The organism is Candidatus Dormiibacterota bacterium (genome assembly GCA_035635555.1).
GTDB lineage: Bacteria > Acidobacteriota > Polarisedimenticolia > Gp22-AA2 > Gp22-AA2 > Gp22-AA3.
The window spans coordinates 16,022-34,959 of the sequence record DASQAT010000033.1; the positions used below are offsets into that span (position 1 = coordinate 16,022).

The 18,938-nt window shown below is 69.2% G+C and carries 17 protein-coding genes and 1 tRNA gene; 5 read left to right on the plus strand and 13 right to left on the minus strand.

Features of this window, described 5'->3' with window-relative positions; translation table 11 throughout:
• Positions 1 to 5 precede the first annotated feature (5 nt).
• The 10 genes from VEW47_08490 to VEW47_08535 all read right to left on the minus strand — a co-directional run bounded on the left by VEW47_08490 (position 6) and on the right by VEW47_08535 (position 10,290).
• Positions 6 to 1,202 carry a thiamine pyrophosphate-dependent dehydrogenase E1 component subunit alpha gene (locus VEW47_08490; GenBank protein ID HYS05217.1) on the minus strand — a complete coding sequence of 399 codons (1,197 nt, stop codon included), beginning with the start codon at positions 1,200 to 1,202 and terminating at the stop codon, positions 6 to 8.
• A complete protein-coding gene (locus tag VEW47_08495; GenBank protein HYS05218.1) occupies positions 1,199 to 1,921 on the minus strand; it encodes a pyridoxine 5'-phosphate synthase in 723 nt (240 codons plus the stop codon). The genes VEW47_08490 and VEW47_08495 overlap by 4 nt, the downstream gene beginning before the upstream one ends.
• Before the next feature lie 16 nt (positions 1,922 to 1,937).
• Positions 1,938 to 3,302, minus strand: a complete 1,365-nt coding sequence (glmM, locus tag VEW47_08500; GenBank protein HYS05219.1) for a phosphoglucosamine mutase — start codon at positions 3,300 to 3,302, stop codon at positions 1,938 to 1,940.
• Positions 3,303 to 3,312: 10 nt separating this feature from the next.
• On the minus strand, positions 3,313 to 4,038 hold the full coding sequence (locus VEW47_08505; GenBank protein HYS05220.1) for a CdaR family protein: 726 nt from the start codon (positions 4,036 to 4,038) through the stop codon (positions 3,313 to 3,315).
• Positions 4,039 to 4,057: 19 nt separating this feature from the next.
• Entirely contained in the window at positions 4,058 to 4,885 is an 828-nt protein-coding gene (gene cdaA, locus VEW47_08510) for a diadenylate cyclase CdaA (protein HYS05221.1), read from the minus strand.
• A 17-nt stretch (positions 4,886 to 4,902) separates the two neighbouring features.
• Positions 4,903 to 6,204 (minus strand): dihydropteroate synthase, encoded by a 1,302-nt coding sequence (gene folP, locus VEW47_08515; protein ID HYS05222.1) that lies wholly within the window; start codon positions 6,202 to 6,204, stop codon positions 4,903 to 4,905.
• Positions 6,201 to 8,141 (minus strand): ATP-dependent zinc metalloprotease FtsH, encoded by a 1,941-nt coding sequence (gene ftsH / locus VEW47_08520; GenBank protein ID HYS05223.1) that lies wholly within the window; start codon positions 8,139 to 8,141, stop codon positions 6,201 to 6,203. The genes folP and ftsH overlap by 4 nt, the downstream gene beginning before the upstream one ends.
• Before the next feature lie 87 nt (positions 8,142 to 8,228).
• A complete protein-coding gene (hpt, locus tag VEW47_08525; GenBank protein ID HYS05224.1) occupies positions 8,229 to 8,756 on the minus strand; it encodes a hypoxanthine phosphoribosyltransferase in 528 nt (175 codons plus the stop codon).
• A complete protein-coding gene (gene tilS, locus VEW47_08530; protein HYS05225.1) occupies positions 8,753 to 10,195 on the minus strand; it encodes a tRNA lysidine(34) synthetase TilS in 1,443 nt (480 codons plus the stop codon). Before tilS ends, hpt begins: the two co-directional genes overlap by 4 nt.
• A gap of 18 nt (positions 10,196 to 10,213) precedes the next feature.
• Positions 10,214 to 10,290 (minus strand) — tRNA-Met (locus tag VEW47_08535).
• Positions 10,291 to 10,752: 462 nt separating this feature from the next.
• Here VEW47_08535 and VEW47_08540 point away from each other — a divergent pair.
• The 5 genes from VEW47_08540 to ettA are packed head-to-tail and all read left to right on the plus strand — an operon-like array spanning position 10,753 to position 15,166.
• Positions 10,753 to 10,923, plus strand: a complete 171-nt coding sequence (locus tag VEW47_08540) for a hypothetical protein (GenBank protein HYS05226.1) — start codon at positions 10,753 to 10,755, stop codon at positions 10,921 to 10,923.
• Between the two features lie 15 nt (positions 10,924 to 10,938).
• Positions 10,939 to 11,913, plus strand: a complete 975-nt coding sequence (hemB, locus tag VEW47_08545; protein ID HYS05227.1) for a porphobilinogen synthase — start codon at positions 10,939 to 10,941, stop codon at positions 11,911 to 11,913.
• Between the two features lie 18 nt (positions 11,914 to 11,931).
• Positions 11,932 to 13,230 carry a glutamate-1-semialdehyde 2,1-aminomutase gene (hemL, locus tag VEW47_08550; protein HYS05228.1) on the plus strand — a complete coding sequence of 433 codons (1,299 nt, stop codon included), beginning with the start codon at positions 11,932 to 11,934 and terminating at the stop codon, positions 13,228 to 13,230.
• Positions 13,231 to 13,238: 8 nt separating this feature from the next.
• On the plus strand, positions 13,239 to 13,487 hold the full coding sequence (locus VEW47_08555) for a glutathione S-transferase N-terminal domain-containing protein (GenBank protein HYS05229.1): 249 nt from the start codon (positions 13,239 to 13,241) through the stop codon (positions 13,485 to 13,487).
• Positions 13,487 to 15,166, plus strand: a complete 1,680-nt coding sequence (gene ettA, locus VEW47_08560) for an energy-dependent translational throttle protein EttA (GenBank protein ID HYS05230.1) — start codon at positions 13,487 to 13,489, stop codon at positions 15,164 to 15,166. The genes VEW47_08555 and ettA overlap by 1 nt, the downstream gene beginning before the upstream one ends.
• A 10-nt stretch (positions 15,167 to 15,176) precedes the next feature.
• On the opposite strand, the gene VEW47_08565 is transcribed toward ettA, so the two are convergent.
• The 3 genes from VEW47_08565 to VEW47_08575 all read right to left on the minus strand — a co-directional run bounded on the left by VEW47_08565 (position 15,177) and on the right by VEW47_08575 (position 18,923).
• Positions 15,177 to 16,268: an acyltransferase gene (locus tag VEW47_08565; GenBank protein HYS05231.1), complete on the minus strand. Its 1,092-nt coding sequence runs from the start codon at positions 16,266 to 16,268 to the stop codon at positions 15,177 to 15,179.
• A 62-nt stretch (positions 16,269 to 16,330) separates the two neighbouring features.
• The gene (locus VEW47_08570) at positions 16,331 to 16,582 is read right to left on the minus strand and encodes a hypothetical protein (GenBank protein HYS05232.1); all 252 of its coding nucleotides are present in this window, start codon (positions 16,580 to 16,582) and stop codon (positions 16,331 to 16,333) included.
• Positions 16,583 to 16,718: 136 nt separating this feature from the next.
• A complete protein-coding gene (locus VEW47_08575) occupies positions 16,719 to 18,923 on the minus strand; it encodes a UvrD-helicase domain-containing protein (protein ID HYS05233.1) in 2,205 nt (734 codons plus the stop codon).
• Between the last annotated feature and the right edge of the window lie 15 nt (positions 18,924 to 18,938).

An 18,938-nucleotide genomic window follows, 5' to 3' on the forward strand; every position in this document is an offset into this window, starting at 1 on the left:
CCCGCCTATGATACGCGCCGGGCGCCCGCGGCGCGAGCCGGACGCGCGGCCCGGGGCCCCCCGGTGTCGGCGGCCGGCGCGTAGACGCCCAGCACCGCGTCCTCCGGCTCCGGCATGCGGGTCCTGCGGCTCTCGAGCGCCTCCTGCTCGGCCGCCTCGACCTCCGAAACCACCCGGGCCTCGGTCTCCTGCAGGATGCGCGCGTTGGCCTCGCGCCGGGCCGATGCGCCCTTCCGGACCCGGCCGTCGAGAGCCGGGGCGTCCTCCAGAAGATAGGTCTCGTACGTCCCGATGGGATCCCGAAGACCCCAATAACGAAACTGTTCCTTCGTGAACAGGGCGCGCGCCTCGGCCTCGTCGTGCGTCGCGTGTCCCCCCATCCGGAAGGTCCTGGCGATGAGGAGGAACGGCCCCTCCCCCTTGCGGCAGCGACGCGCCAGAAGGTCCGTGGCCGCGCACACGTCCAGGACGTTGTTCCCCTCGCAGGTCACCCCGTCGATGCCATAGGCTCCCGCCAGCTCCTCCAGGGGGCCGCGGCTGTGCTTGTCGACGGCCGTTCCCAGCGCCACCTGGTTGTTCTGCACCACGAAGATCACCGGAACCCGGAGCACGGCGGCGAGGTTGAGCCCCTCGTGGAACGCGCCGGTCCGGCTGGCGCCGTCCCCCAGCCAGGTGAGGCCGAGACGTTTCTCGCCCCGCTGCTTGAAGGCGAGGCCGATCCCCGTGAAGACCGGCACGAAGCTTCCCATCAGGCTGGTCGGAGGCAGGACGCCCAGGGCCGGGTCGCCCGTGTGCAGGTCGCGGCCCCGCGTGATCTGATCGCCGGTCCCCAGGTACGCCTTGAGCATCTGCGCGACCGGCATCCCCATCGCGCAGCAGGCTCCGGCGTTCCTGATCATCGGGCCGACGACGTCCCCTTTCCCGAGGGCGTGCGCGGCCCCGACGGTGACCGCTTCCTCGCCGGTCCCGAGCCAGGCCTTCGAGAGAACCCCCTGACGCACCCAGCGCTTCAAGGCGATGTCGTGCAGCCGGAAGCGGACCATCCCCTCGTACAGGCGCAGCAACGCCTGGCCGTCGAGCTTCTTGACGAACCGGGCGCGCCACGGGTCGCGCGTCAGGGTTTTGCGGTACTCCGCCATCACCTCCCGGTCCGGCTTGAAGCCGACGTACTCGGGAGGGTCGTAGGCGGGATGGCGCTTCATCGTCGCATCAGCTCCAGCATCTCGCGCACGGCCCGCTCCATCCCGACGAGGGCGGCGCGGGCGACGATCGAGTGGCCGATGTTGACCTCCTCGATCTCCGGGATCTCGACGATGCGGCGGACGTTCCTGTAGTTCAGGCCGTGACCGGCGAGGACCCTGAGCCCCAGCTTGGCGGCGGCGCGGGCGCACTGCGCGACCGTGTCCGCCTCCACGGCCACCTGCGCCGGCTTCGTCGCCTCGGAGTACTTGGCCGTATTGATCTCGATGAGCCCGATCTCGAGCTTGGAGATGGCCTTGATCTGGTCGTAGTCGGGATCGACGAACACCGAGACCGGAATGCCGGCGGCGCGCAGGTCCTGCGCCGTCTTGCGCACCAGGTTCTGGTTGAGGAGGACGTCGAGCCCCCCTTCCGTCGTGATCTCCTCCCGGCGCTCCGGCACGAGGGTCACGGTGTCGGGCTTGTAGGTCGATGCGGCGGTGACCATCTGCGGTGTCGCGGCCGCCTCCAGGTTCAGCCGGGTCGCGATCACCTTGCGCAGGAGCTCGACGTCCCGGTCCTGGATGTGGCGGCGGTCGCCGCGCAGGTGCACCGTGATGCCGTCGGCCCCGGCCATTTCCGCCAGGACGGCGGCCGCGACGGGGTCCGGCTCGCGCCCGCGGCGCGCCTCGCGGAGGGTCGCGATGTGATCGACGTTGATTCCGAGTCTCACCGGTTCCATCGGGTCTCCTTGGAGGTCACGAAGTTTCCTGTCCGATCTCCTTCTGGATGATCGTCCTCAGCCGCGCCGCCGCACGCTCGACGGCCTGGCGCGGCTCCCCCTCGACCATGATGCGCGCCTTCGGCTCGGTCCCCGAGTAGCGCACCAGGAGACGGCCGTCACGGCCGAGGCGCCGTTCCTCGTCCCTGATCGCCGGGCCGATGGTCGGGTGCGAGTCGAGGGCGGGACGCTCGCGCACCGGCACGTTCAGGATCACTTGAGGACAAGGACGGATGGTCGCGGCCCAGGCGGCGAGATCGAGCCCGGTCCGGCGCACGAGGTCGAGGACGAGCAGGCCGGTCAGGAGACCGTCGCCGGTCGTGGCGTTCTCCAGGAAGATGATGTGCCCGGAGGGCTCCCCCCCGAGCACATAGCCCCCCTTCTGCATCTCCTCGAGGACGTACTTGTCTCCCACGGGAGCGCGCAGCAGGCGGATCCCTTCCGACTGCAGGGCACGGTCGAGCCACAGGTTGCTCATCACCGTGCCGACAACGGCCTCGCCGCGCAGCCGGCCGGCGGCCTTCCGATCGCGCGCCGTCAGGTACAGGACGTAGTCGCCGTCCAAAAGACGTCCGGTCGCGTCCACGACGAGGCAACGGTCGGCGTCGCCGTCGAACGCCAGGCCGAGGTCCGCCTTGCGCGCGAGGACCTCCGCCGCGAGAGCCTCGGTGTGCAGCGCTCCGCATCCCTCGTTGATGTTGCGACCGTCGGGCCGATCGTGGATCGACACCACCGCGGCGCCGGCGCGCCGGTACAGCTCGGGCGCGAGTGCCGTGGCGGCGCCGTTGGCGCAGTCGAGGACGATCGTGAACCCGCGCAATGGAGCGCCGGGACCGGCGGCCGTCAAGAGCCATCCCAGATAGCGCTCGGCGATCTCGGAGGGGCCCAGCGAGAAGGCGGAGGATGCGGGACGGAGTCCGCCCGGCGCTTCCGGTCCATCGAGAACGAGTCTCTCGATCGCCGCCTCCAGGTCATCGGAGAGCTTCTCCCCCCCGCGCGAGAAGACCTTGATGCCGTTGTCGCGGTACGGGTTGTGCGAGGCGGAGACGACGAGGCCGGCGTCATAGCCGGCCAGACGGGTGACGCAGGCGACGGCCGGCGTGGTCAGAACGCCGCCGAGATCCACCCGGCCGCCCGCGGCCACGATGCCGCGCGCCAGCGCCGCCTCGAGGACCGGGCCCGACTCGCGCGTGTCGCGGCCGATGACGACACGCGGCGAGCCGCCGGCCGCGGCGTGCAGCGAGTTTACGAGGGCCTTGCCGATTCGCACGACCGTCGCCTCGTCCAGGGGGAACGTCCCCGCGACGCCGCGTATGCCGTCGGTCCCGAACAGCCGCTTCATGCGATGGACCTCATCCCCGGCCGATGCCGAACCGGCGTGGCTGCTTCCCAGGCGCCGCAGCCCCGCGCCGGGCGGGCGCCCCGGCGCGGGCGATCGTCACGCGCACGCGAACCGGTCCCTGGGGCGATACGACCCGCACGCGGCTCCAGGAGGGAGCGTCGGGGATCGGCGTCGCGTCGACCTCGTAGTCGGCGGTTTCGCCATCGAGGAGGATGGTGCCGGTGAGCGCGCGCGGAACGTTCGCCACCTCGTTCGCCGGTCCCTCGATCGTCACCACGGCCGGGTCGATGACGTGTCGGGTCTTCTCGTACCCCGCGGGGGGTGAGCCGGAAAACTCGGCGACCACCGGCACGTCGCGCCTGACCTTCCGGTCGATCCGCACCTTGACGAGGTCGGGGTTGACCTGGTCCACCCGGGCTCCGCCCGGGATGCCGATCATCGCGGGCGTGAGCTGGATGTACTGCTCTCCCAGGGGGGCGCGCGACAGATCGATGCGCGCCGACAGCCGGTCCTCCGTGATCGTCCGGAGGACCGGTTCCGGGGCGCGCAGACGCACCGCGACGCTGCTGATGATCGGTCCCGACAGATCGAGGGACGACGGCAGGTTGGTGTATTCGAGCGGCACTGCGAAGTCTTTCACCCTCTCCTCCTCGCCGCGCACCACGTACCAGCAGACGACCGCCAGGATCAGGGAGAAGACCTTGAGCGAGAGGTTGTGTCGCAGGTTGAGCCGCATCGTCTTGTCGATCTCCGGTCTAAGCCGCGTGCGTCTTCTCCGCGGGCCCGCGGGCGTCCCGCCGCGCCGCCCGCCCTCCGAGATGCGTGCGCAGGAACAGCAGGAGCGAGGCGGCGTCGAGCGGGCCCGCCAGACGCCCCTCCACGGCGGCCGAGATCGTGCCGCGCTCCTCCGAGATCACGATCACCACGCTGTCGTACTCCTCGGTCAGACCGATGGCGGCCCGGTGCCGCGAGCCGTACTCGCGCGACAGACGCGGGTCGGTGGTCACCGGCAGGAAACACGAGGCGGCCTTGACACGCCCCTCCCCGATGACGACCGCCCCGTCGTGCATCGGCGAGCCCGGCGTGAAGATGTTCATCAGGAGATCGTAGGAGATGGCGGCGTCGATCTGGATTCCGGACTCGATCTGGTCCGGGAGCGCCTGCTCGCGCTCGATCACGATCAGGGCGCCGGTCGGCCGCACGGCGAGCGACGTGGCGGCGTGCACGATGTCGTCCAGCATCTTCTCGGTCATCTCGTGGTAGCCCAGGCGTAGGAGGGAGGTCCGGCCGAGCCGGGCCAGGGCGCGCCTGATCGTGGTCTGGAACAGGATGATGATGGCGAACGGGGCGTAGAACAGCACCTGCCCCAGCACGCGGTGGAAGGTGCGCAGGTACAGCGGACGCTCCGGGGCGGTGATCCCGTAGGCGATGACGACGAGCAGGACGCCGAGGAGCGTCTGCTGGGCCCTCGTCCCCTTCAGGAGCAGCCCGAGCTGGTAGATCAGCACAGTCATCAGGACGATGTCGAGCAGATCGCGCCAGTCGAGGGTGTAGGCCGCGAGCTGCGGGAGCAGCGATTCCATGGGGAAACGTCCCTCGGTCAGCGTCCGGCGACGGGATCCCGCAGAACGGCATCGCACAGCGAGGCGACCCGCGCCGACTCCCGGACGTCGTGCACGCGAATGATATCAGCGCCCCCCGCGATGGCCAACGCCTCCGCGGCGAGGCTGCCCTCCAGCCGATCGGTCGGCGGGGTCTCGCCCTCCCCCTTCAGGAAGGACTTGCGCGACGCGCCGACCAGGATCGGCCGACCCAGCGACGTCAGGGTCCTCAAGTGCCTGAGGATCGCCAGGTTGTCCCGGCGGCGCTTGCCGAAGCCGATACCGGGATCGACGATGATCTTATCCTCGCGCACGCCGGCCCGGACGATCGTTTCGATCCGGGCGCGCAAAAAAGCGGCGATCTCCGGCAGGAGGTGGGCATAGCGGGGGTTCGCCTGCATCGTCCTGGGCGTGCCGCGGATGTGCTGGATGACCACCGGCAGCCCGCTCTCGGCCACGACCGCCGCCATGGCGGGGTCGTGCGTCAGCCCCGAGATGTCGTTGATCAGGTCCGCCCCCGCGGCGGCGGCCCGCCGGGCGACCTCGGCCTTGCGCGTGTCGACCGACAGGAGGGGGCGTCGCAGTGGGAGGGCGGCGATCGCGGAGACGACGGCCTCGAGCGCCGGGATCACCCGCCGCAGCTCCTCCTTGAGAGGCACGGGCACAGCCCCCGGACGCGTCGACTCGCCGCCGATGTCGATCAGATCGGCCCCGGCGCGCGCCATCTCCAGCGCGTGCTCGGCCGCGCGGTCAGGTTCTACGTAGAGGCCGCCGTCGGAGAAGGAGTCGGGAGTGACGTTCAGGACTCCCATGATGAGCGTGCGCTGCCCGAAGGTCAGCCGACCGCGGGCCAGGGCCAGGGCGAGCGGCCTCGTGGTGGCGCGCATCAGGACATCACGCACTTCGCCGGCCGCGTCGCGCGTCGCCGCCCGTCTGGAGGTGCTTTCCAGGAACCGGTGGTAGTGGTCGCCGTCCCCCTGCAGCAGGACGATGCGCTCGCCGCTCTGTCTGTCGGCGGCGGCCTGGGCGCATCCGCCCGCGGCGTTCATCAGCTCGACGAGGGCCCGCGCCGGCCCCGCCGGAACCCGCTCCAGGCGCACGGCGCGCACGGCGCCGTCGGTCCGTCGCGCCGGGATCCCGAGCTGCCGCCTGGAGTCGGCGCGGACGGGAAACGAGTCGGTGGCGACGATCAAGGCGTTGTAGAGCATGGCCGCGCGCGGTTGACGGACATCCTGCCGGGTGTGTCTCGGACGAACCGGGGCGGGCGCCCCGGCCGGGAGCCTCGCGAGGCCCCCGCTCACGAAGGCTGTTTGATCGGATCGGGCGCGATAGCCGGGCCGCGGCGCTCGCCGGCGGTCTCGGCGGCCGGGCGCGGCGTCTGCGGGGCGGTGTCGGCGCGCGGCTGCCGGCGCTTGCGCGTGGCGAGGACGGTCGCGTCGTCACCCTTCACCAGAGAGGCCACCTCCTCGCCGTCCAGGACCTCGTACTCCAGAAGCGCCTCGGCCACGCGCACCAGGGCGTCGCGGTGCTTCTCCACGACCTGCTTCGCCCGATCGTAGGCTTCCAGGCAGATCTTCTTGACCTCCTGGTCGATCAGGACGGCGGTCGCCTCGCTGTAGTCCTGGTGCTGGGCGATCTCGCGTCCCAGGAAGATCTGCTCCTCCTTCTTGCCGAAGGTGAGCGGTCCCAGCGCGTCGGTCATGCCCCACTCGCACACCATCCTGCGGGCCATCTCGGTGGCCTTCTCGAGGTCGTCGCCGGCCCCGGTCGTCAGGACGTTCATGAACGCCTGCTCCGACACCCTCCCGCCCATCATGACCGACAGGGTGCTCTCGAGGTAGTCGCGCGTATAGTTGTGCCGGTCGTCGATCGGCAGCTGCTGCGTGACACCGAGCGCCATGCCGCGCGGGATGATCGTGACCTTGTGGATCGGATCGGCGTGCGGCATGAAGGAGGCGACCAGCGCGTGCCCCGCCTCGTGATACGCCGTCAGGCGCTTCTCCTTCTCGGAGATGATGAGCGAGCGGCGCTCGCTTCCCATCAGCACCTTGTCCTTGGAGGACTCGAAGTCCTCCATGGCGACGACCTTCTTGTTGTAGCGCGCCGCGTTCAGGGCCGCCTCGTTCACGAGGTTGGCCAGGTCGGCGCCCGAGAAGCCGGGGGTGCCGCGCGCCAGGACGACGAGGTCCACGTCGTCCGAGAGCGGAATCTTGCGCGTGTGGACCTTGAAGATCTCCTCGCGCCCCTTCACGTCCGGCCTCGGCACCACGACGCGCCGGTCGAAGCGGCCGGGGCGCAGCAGCGCAGGGTCGAGGACGTCCGGGCGGTTCGTCGCGGCGATCAGGATGACGCCGTCGTTCGATTCGAAGCCGTCCATCTCGACCAGGAGCTGGTTCAGGGTCTGCTCGCGCTCGTCGTGGCCGCCGCCGAGCCCCGCGCCGCGGTGCCGGCCGACGGCATCGATTTCGTCGATAAAGATGATGCACGGGGCGTTCTTCTTCCCCTGCTCGAACAGGTCGCGGACGCGCGAGGCGCCGACGCCGACGAACATCTCGACGAAGTCGGAGCCGGAGATGGAGAAGAACGGGACGTTCGCCTCCCCCGAGATGGCCCGCGCCAGGAGCGTCTTGCCGGTGCCCGGCGGGCCCATCAGCAGGACCCCCTTGGGGATCTTCCCGCCCAGTTTCTGGAACTTCTGCGGCTCCTTCAGGAACTCGATGATCTCTTCGAGCTCCTCCTTGGCCTCCTCGACGCCCGCCACGTCCTTGAAGGTGACCTTCTTGGCCTGGCTCGACGACAGACGGGCCTTCGACTTGCCGAACGACAGCGCCTTGTTCCCGCCGCTCTGCATCTGGCGCATGAAGAAGACCCAGACCCCGAGCATGAGCAGGATCGGCAGCCAGCCGAGGATGGTCACCAGGTAGGACGAGTCCTTGGGCTTGTGCGCCTCGATGGTGATGTTGGTCTTGCGCAGGTCCTTGACCAGGTCGGGGTAATCCGGAGAGTAGGTCGTGAAACGCTTCGGCTGGCCATCGGGGCCGATCTGCTTGTACTCGCCGGCGATCTCGTTCCCCGTGATGGTGACCTTGGCGACCTGGGCCTGCTCGACCTCCGACATGAACTGGCTGAAGGAGATCTCGACCTGGTCCGGCCGGTTGGCGCTGAGGAACTTATAGAAAAAGAGGACCGCCAGGATGATGAGTGTCCAGAAGGCGATGTTCTTCAGAAGGGTATTCAACGGCCCAGGCTCCTTTGCGTAATCTTAAATATAGACCGAAACGGTCGGCCTTTCAATGACGGGCTTCCGGCCGCCTCACAGCGTCAGTTATTCGACGTATGTCAGGAACGGCAGGTTTCGGTACTTCCCCTGGCTGTCCAGGCCGTATCCGACGACCCACCGGTCGGGGACCTGGAAACCGACATAGTCGGGCCGGAAATCGACCTTGCGGCGGTGCGGCTTGTCCAGGAGGGTGCAGACCTTGAGCGATCGAGGCTGGTACAGCTGAATCTGCTCGCATAGATAGGCGAGCGTCACGCCGGTGTCCAGGATGTCCTCCACGATCAGAAGATGCATCCCCTCGATCCGGAACGATGAGGAGAAACGCAGCGACGTGGAGAACACGATCTCGGTCAGCGAGTCCGAGCGACGCGACGCGACGCTCTCGACGAAGCCGATCTCCATCGGCAGGCGGATGTGCCGGGTCAGGTCGGCCAGGAAGATGAACGCCCCTTTGAGGACTCCCAGGACCGAGATCTCCTGGCCGGCGTAGTCCTGGGTGATCTCCCTGCCGAGTGATTTGACGCGCTCGGCGATGTCGGTTTCGGAACGCAGGACCTCGCTCGACAGCTTCATCGTGGGGCCTTCTCCAGGACCAGGATCCGCCTGGTCGCGTCGGTGACCTTGAAGCGGTCGTCGATCTCGTGGTCCACGACCCAGGCGATGCGGTCGCCCGACAGGACGAGGGGGATGCGGCCGCGCTCGTCGACGGGGACCTTGCGATCGATGAGGAACGACTTCACCTTGCGCGTCCCGGGCGCGCCGAGCGGGACGAAGCGGTCACCGGGGCGCCGCGGGCGGATCAGGAGCGGCCCGGGCAGAAGGTCGGCGTCGAGAAAGGCACGCTCCCTGCCGGCGCTCTTCAGATCGACCACGATCGTCTCGCGCGGCACGACCGTGGCGCGCAGCGTGAGCCCGAAGGCCGGCAGGGCGACCTCGCCCGGGACCGGGCAGAGGGCCTCGCGCGGGAACCCGCCCGCGGTGCCGGCCGACGTCCCGCCCGGCTCCGCGAGGCGGGCGATGCGCAGCTGGTCCCCCTGCACGTCCACCGCCGTCCCGTTGGGGAGCGACACGTGGCCCCGCCGGCGGGGGTGATCCAGGAGGCTCAGGGACTGCTCGACGTGCTGCAGGGCGATGCGCCGGAGGTCGCCGCGCACTTCCGAGAGGGCCAGCCTCAGGATCCGGCGCCGCACCGGCACGGGCAGTTCCTGGAGGGACCGCGCCTGCAGCACCACCCCCTCGCCCCGGCGCGAGACGATCTGCCGGTATTTCGCTTCCGCGATGTCACCGAGGAGGCTGTCCTCGTCCCGCAGGAGATCCGCGGCGTGCGCCAGCGTCTCCACGATGTTGGGATTGAACTCCCGCTCCAGAAACGGCAGGAGCCTGCGACGGACCCGGTTGCGCGTCAGCCCCAGGTCGCGGTTGGTCGCGTCGACCCTGTAGGTCAGATGCTTCTCCTTGAGATAGGCGATGAGGTCGGTGCGCCCCACGTCGATGAGCGGCCGGATGATCAGGCCGTCGACCACCGGGTACGTGCCCGCCAGCCCGCGGGCGCCCGAGCCGCGCAGGAGCCGCAGCAGGAAGCTCTCCGCCTGGTCGTTGCGCGTGTGTCCCAGCGCCACCTTGTGCGCGCCAATCTCGCGCGCCGTCTCGACCAGGAAGCGGTGACGCAGGTCGCGCGCCCGCGCCTCGCGCGACGACTGCCGTCCTTCGCGCACCTGCCACACGCGCGGCCCCAGGTGTCCGACGGTCACCGGAAGGCCCAGCCGCACGGCCATCCGCCTCACGAACTCGGCGTCCCGCGCCGAGGCCCGGCCGCGCCAGCCGTGATCCAGGTGCGCCACGTGCAGGTCGAGCTTCATCGACGGCGTCAGCCGGTGCAGGACGGTCAGGAGCGCGACCGAGTCGGGCCCGCCCGATACGGCCACGAGCACACGCTCGGCGGGGCGCAGCATGTCGTAGCGCTCGATCGTCCGCCGCACCTGTCGTTCGATGGTCGAGGCGAGATTCTTCATCCGGAATGATGAGGCATCTGGTAGCGGTGCAGGGATTCGAACCCCGGACCCCGCGGATATGAGCCGCGTGCTCTAACCATCTGAGCTACACCGCCTTGCGTCGTGAATGCCGATCTTATGGGGTCTTCCGGGCACTGTCAAGGCGCGGAGAGCCGGGACAGGGGTGCGCCTCATATCACTCGCGCAGGGAAACCGGCGCCAGTCTTCAAACACATGGCGCGGCTCAAAATCGGCGCGCCCCTGTCCCGGCTCTCCGCGCTCCCGCCGCGGCCCCGAAAACCCCAAAGACTCGAAGTGCCGGGAGTCCTGCCGGTCCAAGCTTGCTCGGATGATCTATACGGGGACAGGTCCGGGGGCCCCGGAGGTGAAGGTGGCGTGGGAGTCAGGGGCGCGCCGATTTTGAGCCGCGCCATGCGCGCGAATTGGCTGCCAGGTATCCCGCGCGAGCGAGATGAGGCACGCCCCTGACTCCCACGCCACCCGACCTCCGACGGTGCCCCTGGATGGTCCCGTGGATCATTCGCGTATAATCCGGAACGATTCGCGGGGGAGCGGGCGTGCATCAATGCAAGGAGTGCGCGGCCGGAGAGGACGATGTCTACCTCCACAAGTGCCCCATCTGTCACAAGTACATCTGCGAGGAGCACAAGTTCGTGCGCAGCGGGCGGGTCTTCTGCTCGCAATTCTGCGCCGCCTTCTTCTTCCATGAAGGGGACGACGATGACTGACCGGGCGGGGGGCTGATGGGCTTCCCGGTGGAGCGCCCCAGGCGGCTGCGGCGCTCGGAGCTCCTGCGCTCGCTCGTGCGCGAGACCGACCTGGCGGCCGGCGACCTGATCCTTCCTCTGTTCGTCGTCCCCGGCCGGCGCGTCCGCCACGAGATACCGTCCATGCCCGGGCAGTTCAACCTGTCCGTGGACGAGGCGGTGGCCGAGGCGCAGGAGGCGCAGTCGCTCGACGTGCCGGCCGTGATCCTGTTCGGCATCCCGCCCGTCAAGGACGCCAAGGCGTCCGGCGCGTATGACCCGCACGGCATCGTCCAGGAGGCGGCCTCGTCGATCAAGAAGGAGGTCGGGAACATGCTGGTCGTGGCCGACGTGTGTCTGTGCGAATACACCGATCACGGTCACTGCGGTGTCGTCCGGGGTGACGAGATTCAGAACGATGAGACGCTGGATCTCCTGGCCAGAACGGCCGTGTCGCAGGCGAAGGCGGGGGCCGACATCGTGGCGCCGTCGGACATGATGGACGGACGCGTGGCCGCGATCCGCAAGGCGCTCGACGCCGCCGCTCTCGAACAGGTGCCGATCCTGTCGTACGCCGCGAAGTACGCGTCGGGGTTCTACGGGCCGTTCCGGGAGGCCGCTCAGTCGACGCCGAAGTTCGGCGATCGGCGCACCCACCAGATGGATCCGGCCAACGCCCGCGAGGCGATCAGGGAGGTGCTGCTCGACATCGAGGAAGGGGCCGACATGGTCATGGTGAAGCCGGCCCTGCCCTACCTCGACGTCATCTATCGCGTGCGGCAGGCTGTGAACGTGCCGGTCGCTGCCTTCCACGTCTCTGGCGAGTACGCCATGCTGGCGGCGGCGGCGCGCAACGGCTGGATCGATCGCGATCGCGTCATGATGGAGTCGCTCGTCTCGATCCGTCGCGCGGGGGCCGATCTCATCGTCACCTATTTCGCGAAGGAGGCGGCCCGCCTGCTGCAGCGCTAACCGGGCCGCGCGCGCCCCATGGGCACCCTCTCACGCAGCCTGTTCGACAAGGCCCGCCAGGTCATTCCGGGCGGCGTCAATTCTCCCGTGCGCGCCTTCAAGGCCGTCGGCGGCGACCCCCTGTTCTTCGCGCGCGGCGAGGGGGCCCTCCTGACGGATGTGGACGGCAACCGGTACATCGATTACGTCGGCTCGTGGGGGCCGCTCATCCTGGGCCACGCGCACCCGGACATCGTGCGCGAGGTGCAGGAGGCGGCGAAGCACGGCACGTCGTTCGGTGCCCCGCACCCACACGAGGTGGAGCTGGCCCGGCGGGTGGTCGAGTCGGTCCCCGGCATCGAGAAGGTCCGCATGGTCAACTCCGGGACCGAGGCCACCCTGTCGGCGCTGCGCCTGGCGCGCGGGTTCACGAAGCGCGACCTGATCGTGAAAATGGACGGCTGCTACCACGGTCACGTCGACGCGCTCCTGGTGAAGGCGGGGTCGGGGGTCGCGACCCTCGGCATTCCGGGCACACCCGGCGTGCCGGCGGCCGTGGCGGAGCAGACGCTCGTGGTCCCCTACAACGATCTGGATGCCTTCGCCTCGCTCGTCAAGCGGCGGGGCCGCGAGATCGCCTGCGTCATCGTCGAGCCGGTGGCGGCCAACATGGGTGTGGTACCGCCGCGCCCCGGCTACCTCGAGGGGCTGCGGGAGATCACCTCGAGGAACGGCATCCTTCTGATCTTCGACGAGGTGATCACGGGGTTCCGCCTGGCGCTCGGCGGCGCGCAGGAGCTCTACCGGATCACTCCCGACCTGACGACCCTCGGCAAGATTCTCGGCGGCGGCCTGCCGATCGGCGCCTACGGCGGCCGCGAGGAGATCATGGACCGCGTCGCTCCGGAGGGGGACGTCTACCAGGCCGGGACGCTGTCCGGCAACCCGCTGGCGATGCGGGCAGGCATCGCGATGCTCGGGAACCTGCGCTCGCCCGGAATCTACGAGAGGCTCGAAGCGTCGTCCGCGCGGCTGGCCCGCGGGCTCATGGCGGCCGCCGAGGCGTCCGGCACCCGGGCGCGCGTGACGCGTGCCGGGTCGCTCCTGACCCTGTTCTTCGCCTCGCGCGATCCTTTCGACTGGGACAGCGCCTCGAGCGCCGACACCCGCGGCTACGCCTCCTTCTTCCATCGCATGCTGGAGCGCGGGGTCTACCTGGCCCCTTCGCAGTTCGAGGCGCTGTTCGTGTCGCTCGCACACACGGACGAGCAGATCGACACGACGATCGCAATCGCCGGTGAAGCCCTCAAGGGGATGCGTTGGGGCCCCGAGACCTAGAACACCGCATGCTGGAGCTGTACCAGTTCGAGGATTGTCCGTTCTGCGCCCGGGTGCGCGACGAGCTCGACAGGCTCGGCCTCGACTACGTCGTCCGCAGCGTGCCGCGGCCGCACGCGCTGCGCGAGCGGGTCAAGGCGGTCTCGGGGCAGACGCAGGTTCCGGTCCTCGTCGATCCCGGCAGGAACAAGGTCGTGATCGAGTCCGAGGACATCATCGAGTATCTCGACAGCCACTACGGCCGCAAGGAGACCTGATGTCGCCCGAGTACATCTACACCATGAAGGATCTGCGCAAGACGGTCCCGCCGAAGCGCGAGATCCTGAAGGGGATCTGGCTCTCCTTCTATTTCGGCGCGAAGATCGGCGTCCTCGGCGCGAACGGGGCGGGCAAGTCCTCGCTCCTGCGCATCATGGCGGGGGAGGACGGTGAGTTCATGGGGGAGGCCTTCCCCGCCAAGGGGATCAAGGTCGGTTTCCTCCCCCAGGAGCCGCGTCTCGATCCGAAGAAGACGGTCCTCGGCAACGTCGAAGAGGGGGTCGCCGCCACGCGCGCCCTCCTCGATCGGTTCAACACGATCAGCGACCGGCTCGGGGAGCCGCTCGAGCCGGACGAGATGGAGCGGCTGCTCGAGGAGCAGGCCAAGGTGCAGGACCAGATCGACGCGGCGAACGCCTGGGAGCTCGATCGGACGCTGGAGATCGCCATGGACGCGCTGCGCTGCCCGCCGCCCGATGCCGACGTGGGCTCCATCTCGGGCGGCGAGCGCAGGCGCGTGGCGCTCTGCCGGCTGCTGCTGCAGCGGCCCGACCTCCTCCTGCTCGACGAGCCGACGAACCATCTCGACGCCGAGTCGGTGGACTGGCTGGAGCGCTTCCTCAAGGACTATCCCGGCACGGTCGTCGCGGTCACGCACGACCGCTACTTCCTGGACAACGTCGCCGGGTGGATCCTCGAGCTGGACCGGGGCGCGGGGATCCCCTGGCAGGGCAACTATTCGTCGTGGCTGGAGCAGAAGCAGGGGCGCCTCGTGCAGGAGGAGAAGGCCGCCAGCGCCCGCCAGCGCACGCTCGCGCGCGAGCTGGAGTGGGTGCGCATGGCTCCGCGGGCGCGTCACGCCAAGAGCAAGGCGCGCGTCAACGCCTACGAGCAGCTGCTGGCGGAGGAGATGGAGAAGCTGCCGGAGACGGTCGAGATCTACATCCCGCCGGGCCCGCGCCTGGGGGGCGTCGTCGTCGAGTGCGACCGATTGAGGAAGGCGTACGGCGACAATCTCCTGTTCGACGACCTGTCGTTCAAGCTGCCGCCCGGCGGGATCGTCGGCGTCATCGGGCCGAACGGCGCGGGCAAGACGACGCTGTTCCGGATGATCACGGGGCAGGAGAAGCCCGACGCTGGGACCCTGCGCGTCGGCGAGACCGTGAAGCTTGCCTACGTCGATCAGAGTCGCGACGTCCTCAAGGGGGACCAGAACGTCTGGGAAGCGATCGCCGAGGGGAACGAGGTCCTGCAGCTCGGCCGGCGCACGCTCAACTCGCGATCCTACGTCGCCTCCTTCAACTTCAAGGGGCCCGATCAGCAGAAGCGCGTGAAGGATCTCTCGGGCGGGGAGCGCAACCGCGTCCACCTGGCCCGCATGCTGAAGAGCGGCGCCAACCTGCTGCTTCTGGACGAGCCGACCAACGATCTCGACGTCGACACCCTGCGGGCCCTCGAGGAGGCGCTCCTCGAATTCGCCGGCTGCGCCGTGGTGATCAGCCACGACCGCTGGTTCCTCGACCGGATCGCCACGCACATGCTGGCCTTCGAGGGGGACAGCCGTGTCGTCTGGTTCGAGGGGAACTATCAGGACTACGAGGCCGACCGGCACCGTCGCATCGGGGCCGAGGCCGACCAGCCGCACCGGATCAAGTACCGCAAGCTGACGCACGACTGACCGTCGCGTCTCACCCGAACATCGCGAAGCGTGCCCAGGCGGGCGCGCGTCTGTCGGCGATCCTGAAGAATGCCAGCGGAAGGACGATGCCGCAGGCGCCCAGGAGCAGCGGGCCGGCAGGCGTCCCGAGGAGCCCCTGCCACCACGGCGAGGCGATGCCAAAGAGGGCCAGGACGACGCATCCGTGGAGCAGGTAAATCGCGTAGGAGCCGCCGGCGAGCGCGCGGAACGCGGGCGCGAGCGGCGCCGGCTCGGCCACCGGGACAAGCCCCGTGACGGGACGGGCTTCCCGTGTCCCGAGGCAGACGGCGCACGCCGCGAACGCGAACAGCACGGACGTTGGCTTGAGGAAGCTGGCCGCAAGTCCGAGCGACGCGGTCCGTTCCTGGACGCTGAGGAACTCCCAGAGCGAGGCGCCGTAGAGCGCCGCGGCAACCGACACGAGACCGACTCGATGCCTCCCCATCCAGGGAACGAGCCACCCGCGCGCGCCGCCGGCCCACAGGCCCGCGATGAAGAAGGGGGCCCAGGCGGGGCCCAGGGTGAGACAGGAGGAAAATCCCTCGCGCACGTAACGCGACCAGGGGCCGGCCCCGTACGCTGCCGCGGCGAACATCGCCTCCGTGGCGAAAAGCGACGCCGAGAAGAGCAGTACGGCCGCTTGCCCGCTCCGACGGACGACCCTCAGAAGCAGCGGGGCAAGGATCGTGAGCTGCGCCAGAGCGAGGAGGAAGTAGCCGCCCGTGAACGTCCATCCCAGAAGGAATCTCGTGCCGAGGTCGGCCGTCGTCGCCTCGCCATGGAGAAGACTCGGCAGGGCGCAGAGCAGGACGCTCCACGTGAGATAGGGGAGGAGAAGCCGCCCGAGCCGGCGCTTCATGTATCCGTCCGGGCCGACAACGCGCGAAGTGTTCTCCGAATGGAATGCGGTCAGAAAGCCGGACAGGAGGAAGAAGGCCGGGACGCTGAACCGCCCCGCCTGGTTGAGCGCCGCCAGGAAGAAGAAGCGGGAGGCCGGCCCCTCGGGTCGCGCCGCGAGCTGCGACAGGAAGGGGGACGTAGCATGGATCGCGACGACGCCGAGGATGGCTGCGGCGCGCAGCCGATCACAGCCCGGCAGGCGATCGGCGATGGGACCGCCGGGACGCTCCGGCCGGGGCGGGGTTAAGGGTAAGGGATGGATACGGGCGGCCCCAGGAGAATGCCGGCGACGATCAGAATCGCGCCGACCAATTGAAGGAGGAACGACAACTTGCTCTCCTTCCAGCTCTTCCCGAGGAGCACAAGGCCGACGGGCCACAGGATCAGCACACCCAGACCCCGCGCGATGCTGACTCTGAAGGCGCTCACGAGGATCATCACGAGGCCGATCAGGAGAAGCACCGCGCCCACGAGCAACAGGACCGCTGCCAGCATGCCGATTCCCTCCGGTTGAAACTCACGACATCCCGCGCGCCCGGGGGGCGCGCGCGGCTTAAATCTTGTGGGGAGAGGCCGGGATGGCAACCGGCTTACGAATTTGTGATCGCGGCGTTCCGGGGGCGGACGTGCGTCAGATTCTTTCGAGGGGGGCGTAACGCGGCAGGAACTTCTTGGAGCCGTAAACCGAGAACGAAACCGTGAGTTTCAGGCCGTCCCCCTTCCCCTCGACGCCGATGACCGTTCCGACGCCGTACTCCGGATGATGTACCTTGCAGCCGAGGGTGAAGGGGGAGGATGGATCGACGGGCGCTTCGATCTCCCCGTCGAAGCGCTCTTCACTCCGGCCGGAGCGGCGGCGGGCGATCGACGCGGCGGCACCGTGGAGACGCGAGGCGTAGTCGTTTCCCATCGCACCGTCGTCCCATTCGCTCTCCCGCAGGAGGTGCGGCGGAATCTCCTGCAGGAAGCGGGACGGGACGGCCGACATCGGCTCTCCGAACAGACGCCGCTGACCAGCGCGCGTCAGGAACAGCCGCTCCCGTGCGCGCGTCATGCCCACGTACAGCAGACGGCGCTCCTCCTCGACGTCCTCGTGCTCCTCGGAGGAGCGCGAGTGCGGGAAGAGGTTCTCCTCCATCCCGGTGATGAAGACGACCGGGAACTCCAGCCCCTTGGCCGAGTGCAGGGTCATCAGGCGGACGCCCGAGCTCCCCTGCACGTTCTCGGTCTCGGACAGGAGGGCCGCGCGGTCGAGAAAGGCGCGCAGGCCGTCCGGCATGCCGTCGTAGGAGACGAGGGCGCTGGCCAGCTCCTGGAGATTCTCGATGCGCGAGGCGGCGTCCCCCGGCGATGTCCGCTCGAGGTAGGTCTCGAATCCGGTGCGCTCGATGATCGACGCGACGAGTCGGCTGGGCGGCTGCGAGCCGAGCTCGGAGCGCAGGTCGGACATCAGGCTCAGGAAGGTCTCGAGCGCGCGTGCGGACCTTCCGCCGACGAGGCCCAGGTCGATGGTCTTGCGCATCGCCGCCTCGACGGGGGTCGTGTCCTTGCGGGCCACGTCGAGGACCGAGTCGAGGGTGGTCTTGCCGATGTCGCGCGCCGGCGTGTTGACGATGCGTTTCAGGCTGACGTCGTCGCGCGGGTTGAGCAGGGCGCGAAGATACGCCAGGATGTCCTTCACTTCCTTGCGATCGTAGAAGCGCGGCCCGCCGATCACGATGTAGGGGACCTGGTGGCGCGCCAGGGCCTCTTCGAGCGCCCGGGACTGGGCGTTGGTCCGGTACAGCAGGGCGATGTCCTCCAGGCCGTGGTCGCGACGCAGGCCGCCGATCCGGGCGACGATGCGATCCGCCTCGTGCCGCTCGTCCAGGGCGACCAGGAGCTCGAGCGTCCGCCCCTTGGGCGCCTCGCTCCACAGGGCCTTGTCGATGCGGTCCCGGTTGTGGCGGATCACGGCGGTCGCCGCCTCCAGGATGTTGCCGGTGGAGCGGTAGTTCTGCTCGAGCTTGATGACGCGCGTGCCGGGGAAGTCCTCCTCGAAGGACAGGATGTTCCTGATGTCGGCGAAGCGGAAGCGGTAGATCGACTGGTCCGGATCGCCGACGGCGCACACGTTGCCGTGCGCCGCGGCCAGGTGGCGGATGAGCCGGTACTGCGGCCGGTTGGTGTCCTGGTACTCGTCGACCATGAGATAGCGCACCTGCTCCGCGGCGGCTCGCGCCAGATCCTCGCGCTCCGCGAACAGGACGAGCACCTGGCCGATCAGGTCGTCGAAATCCATGGCGTTGCAGTCGCGCAGTCGTTTCTGGTAGAGGGCGAAGACCTTCGCGATCAGCTCGCCCATCAGGCCTTCGCCACCGCCGTCGAAGGTTCGCGCATCGAGCCCGAGGTTCTTGGCGCTGCTGATCCGATGCCGGAACAGGCGCGGCGGGAACGACTTGTCGTCGACGGCCAGCTCGCCGAGGCACTCCTTGATGAGCGCCGACCGGTCGGCCTCGTCGTACACGAGGAAGTCCCGCGTGTAGCCGAGCACCTCGGCGTGACCCCGCAGGTACCGCAGGCACCAGGAGTGAAAGGTGGAGACACGGGCCCCGCCCCGGTCGGCCCCCACCAGGCGCTCGACCCGCTCCTTCATCTCCCCGGCCGCCTTGTTCGTGAAGGTCACGGCCACCACGTCGGACGCGCGCGCCAGTCCGCGCGCCACGATGAAGGCCAGGCGGTGCACGATCACGCGCGTCTTCCCCGAACCGGCCCCGGCCACGATCAGCACGGGTCCCTCGGTGTGCTCCACGGCCTCCCGCTGCCGCGGGTTGAGCGATTCCAGGAGTGCGTCCATGGCGCGGATTATCGC

What these genes read in the sequence shown, in the direction of transcription:
- VEW47_08490 (HYS05217.1), bottom strand. Translation starts at nt 1,202, where the DNA reads ATGAAGCGCCATCCCGCCTACGACCCTCCCGAGTACGTCGGCTTCAAG.
- VEW47_08495 (HYS05218.1), bottom strand. Translation starts at nt 1,921, where the DNA reads ATGGAACCGGTGAGACTCGGAATCAACGTCGATCACATCGCGACCCTC.
- glmM (HYS05219.1), bottom strand. Translation starts at nt 3,302, where the DNA reads ATGAAGCGGCTGTTCGGGACCGACGGCATACGCGGCGTCGCGGGGACG.
- VEW47_08505 (HYS05220.1), bottom strand. Translation starts at nt 4,038, where the DNA reads ATGCGGCTCAACCTGCGACACAACCTCTCGCTCAAGGTCTTCTCCCTG.
- cdaA (HYS05221.1), bottom strand. Translation starts at nt 4,885, where the DNA reads ATGGAATCGCTGCTCCCGCAGCTCGCGGCCTACACCCTCGACTGGCGC.
- hpt (HYS05224.1), bottom strand. Translation starts at nt 8,756, where the DNA reads ATGAAGCTGTCGAGCGAGGTCCTGCGTTCCGAAACCGACATCGCCGAG.
- tilS (HYS05225.1), bottom strand. Translation starts at nt 10,195, where the DNA reads ATGAAGAATCTCGCCTCGACCATCGAACGACAGGTGCGGCGGACGATC.
- hemB (HYS05227.1), top strand. Translation starts at nt 10,939, where the DNA reads ATGGGCTTCCCGGTGGAGCGCCCCAGGCGGCTGCGGCGCTCGGAGCTC.
- hemL (HYS05228.1), top strand. Translation starts at nt 11,932, where the DNA reads ATGGGCACCCTCTCACGCAGCCTGTTCGACAAGGCCCGCCAGGTCATT.
- VEW47_08555 (HYS05229.1), top strand. Translation starts at nt 13,239, where the DNA reads ATGCTGGAGCTGTACCAGTTCGAGGATTGTCCGTTCTGCGCCCGGGTG.
- ettA (HYS05230.1), top strand. Translation starts at nt 13,487, where the DNA reads ATGTCGCCCGAGTACATCTACACCATGAAGGATCTGCGCAAGACGGTC.
- VEW47_08570 (HYS05232.1), bottom strand. Translation starts at nt 16,582, where the DNA reads ATGCTGGCAGCGGTCCTGTTGCTCGTGGGCGCGGTGCTTCTCCTGATC.
- VEW47_08575 (HYS05233.1), bottom strand. Translation starts at nt 18,923, where the DNA reads ATGGACGCACTCCTGGAATCGCTCAACCCGCGGCAGCGGGAGGCCGTG.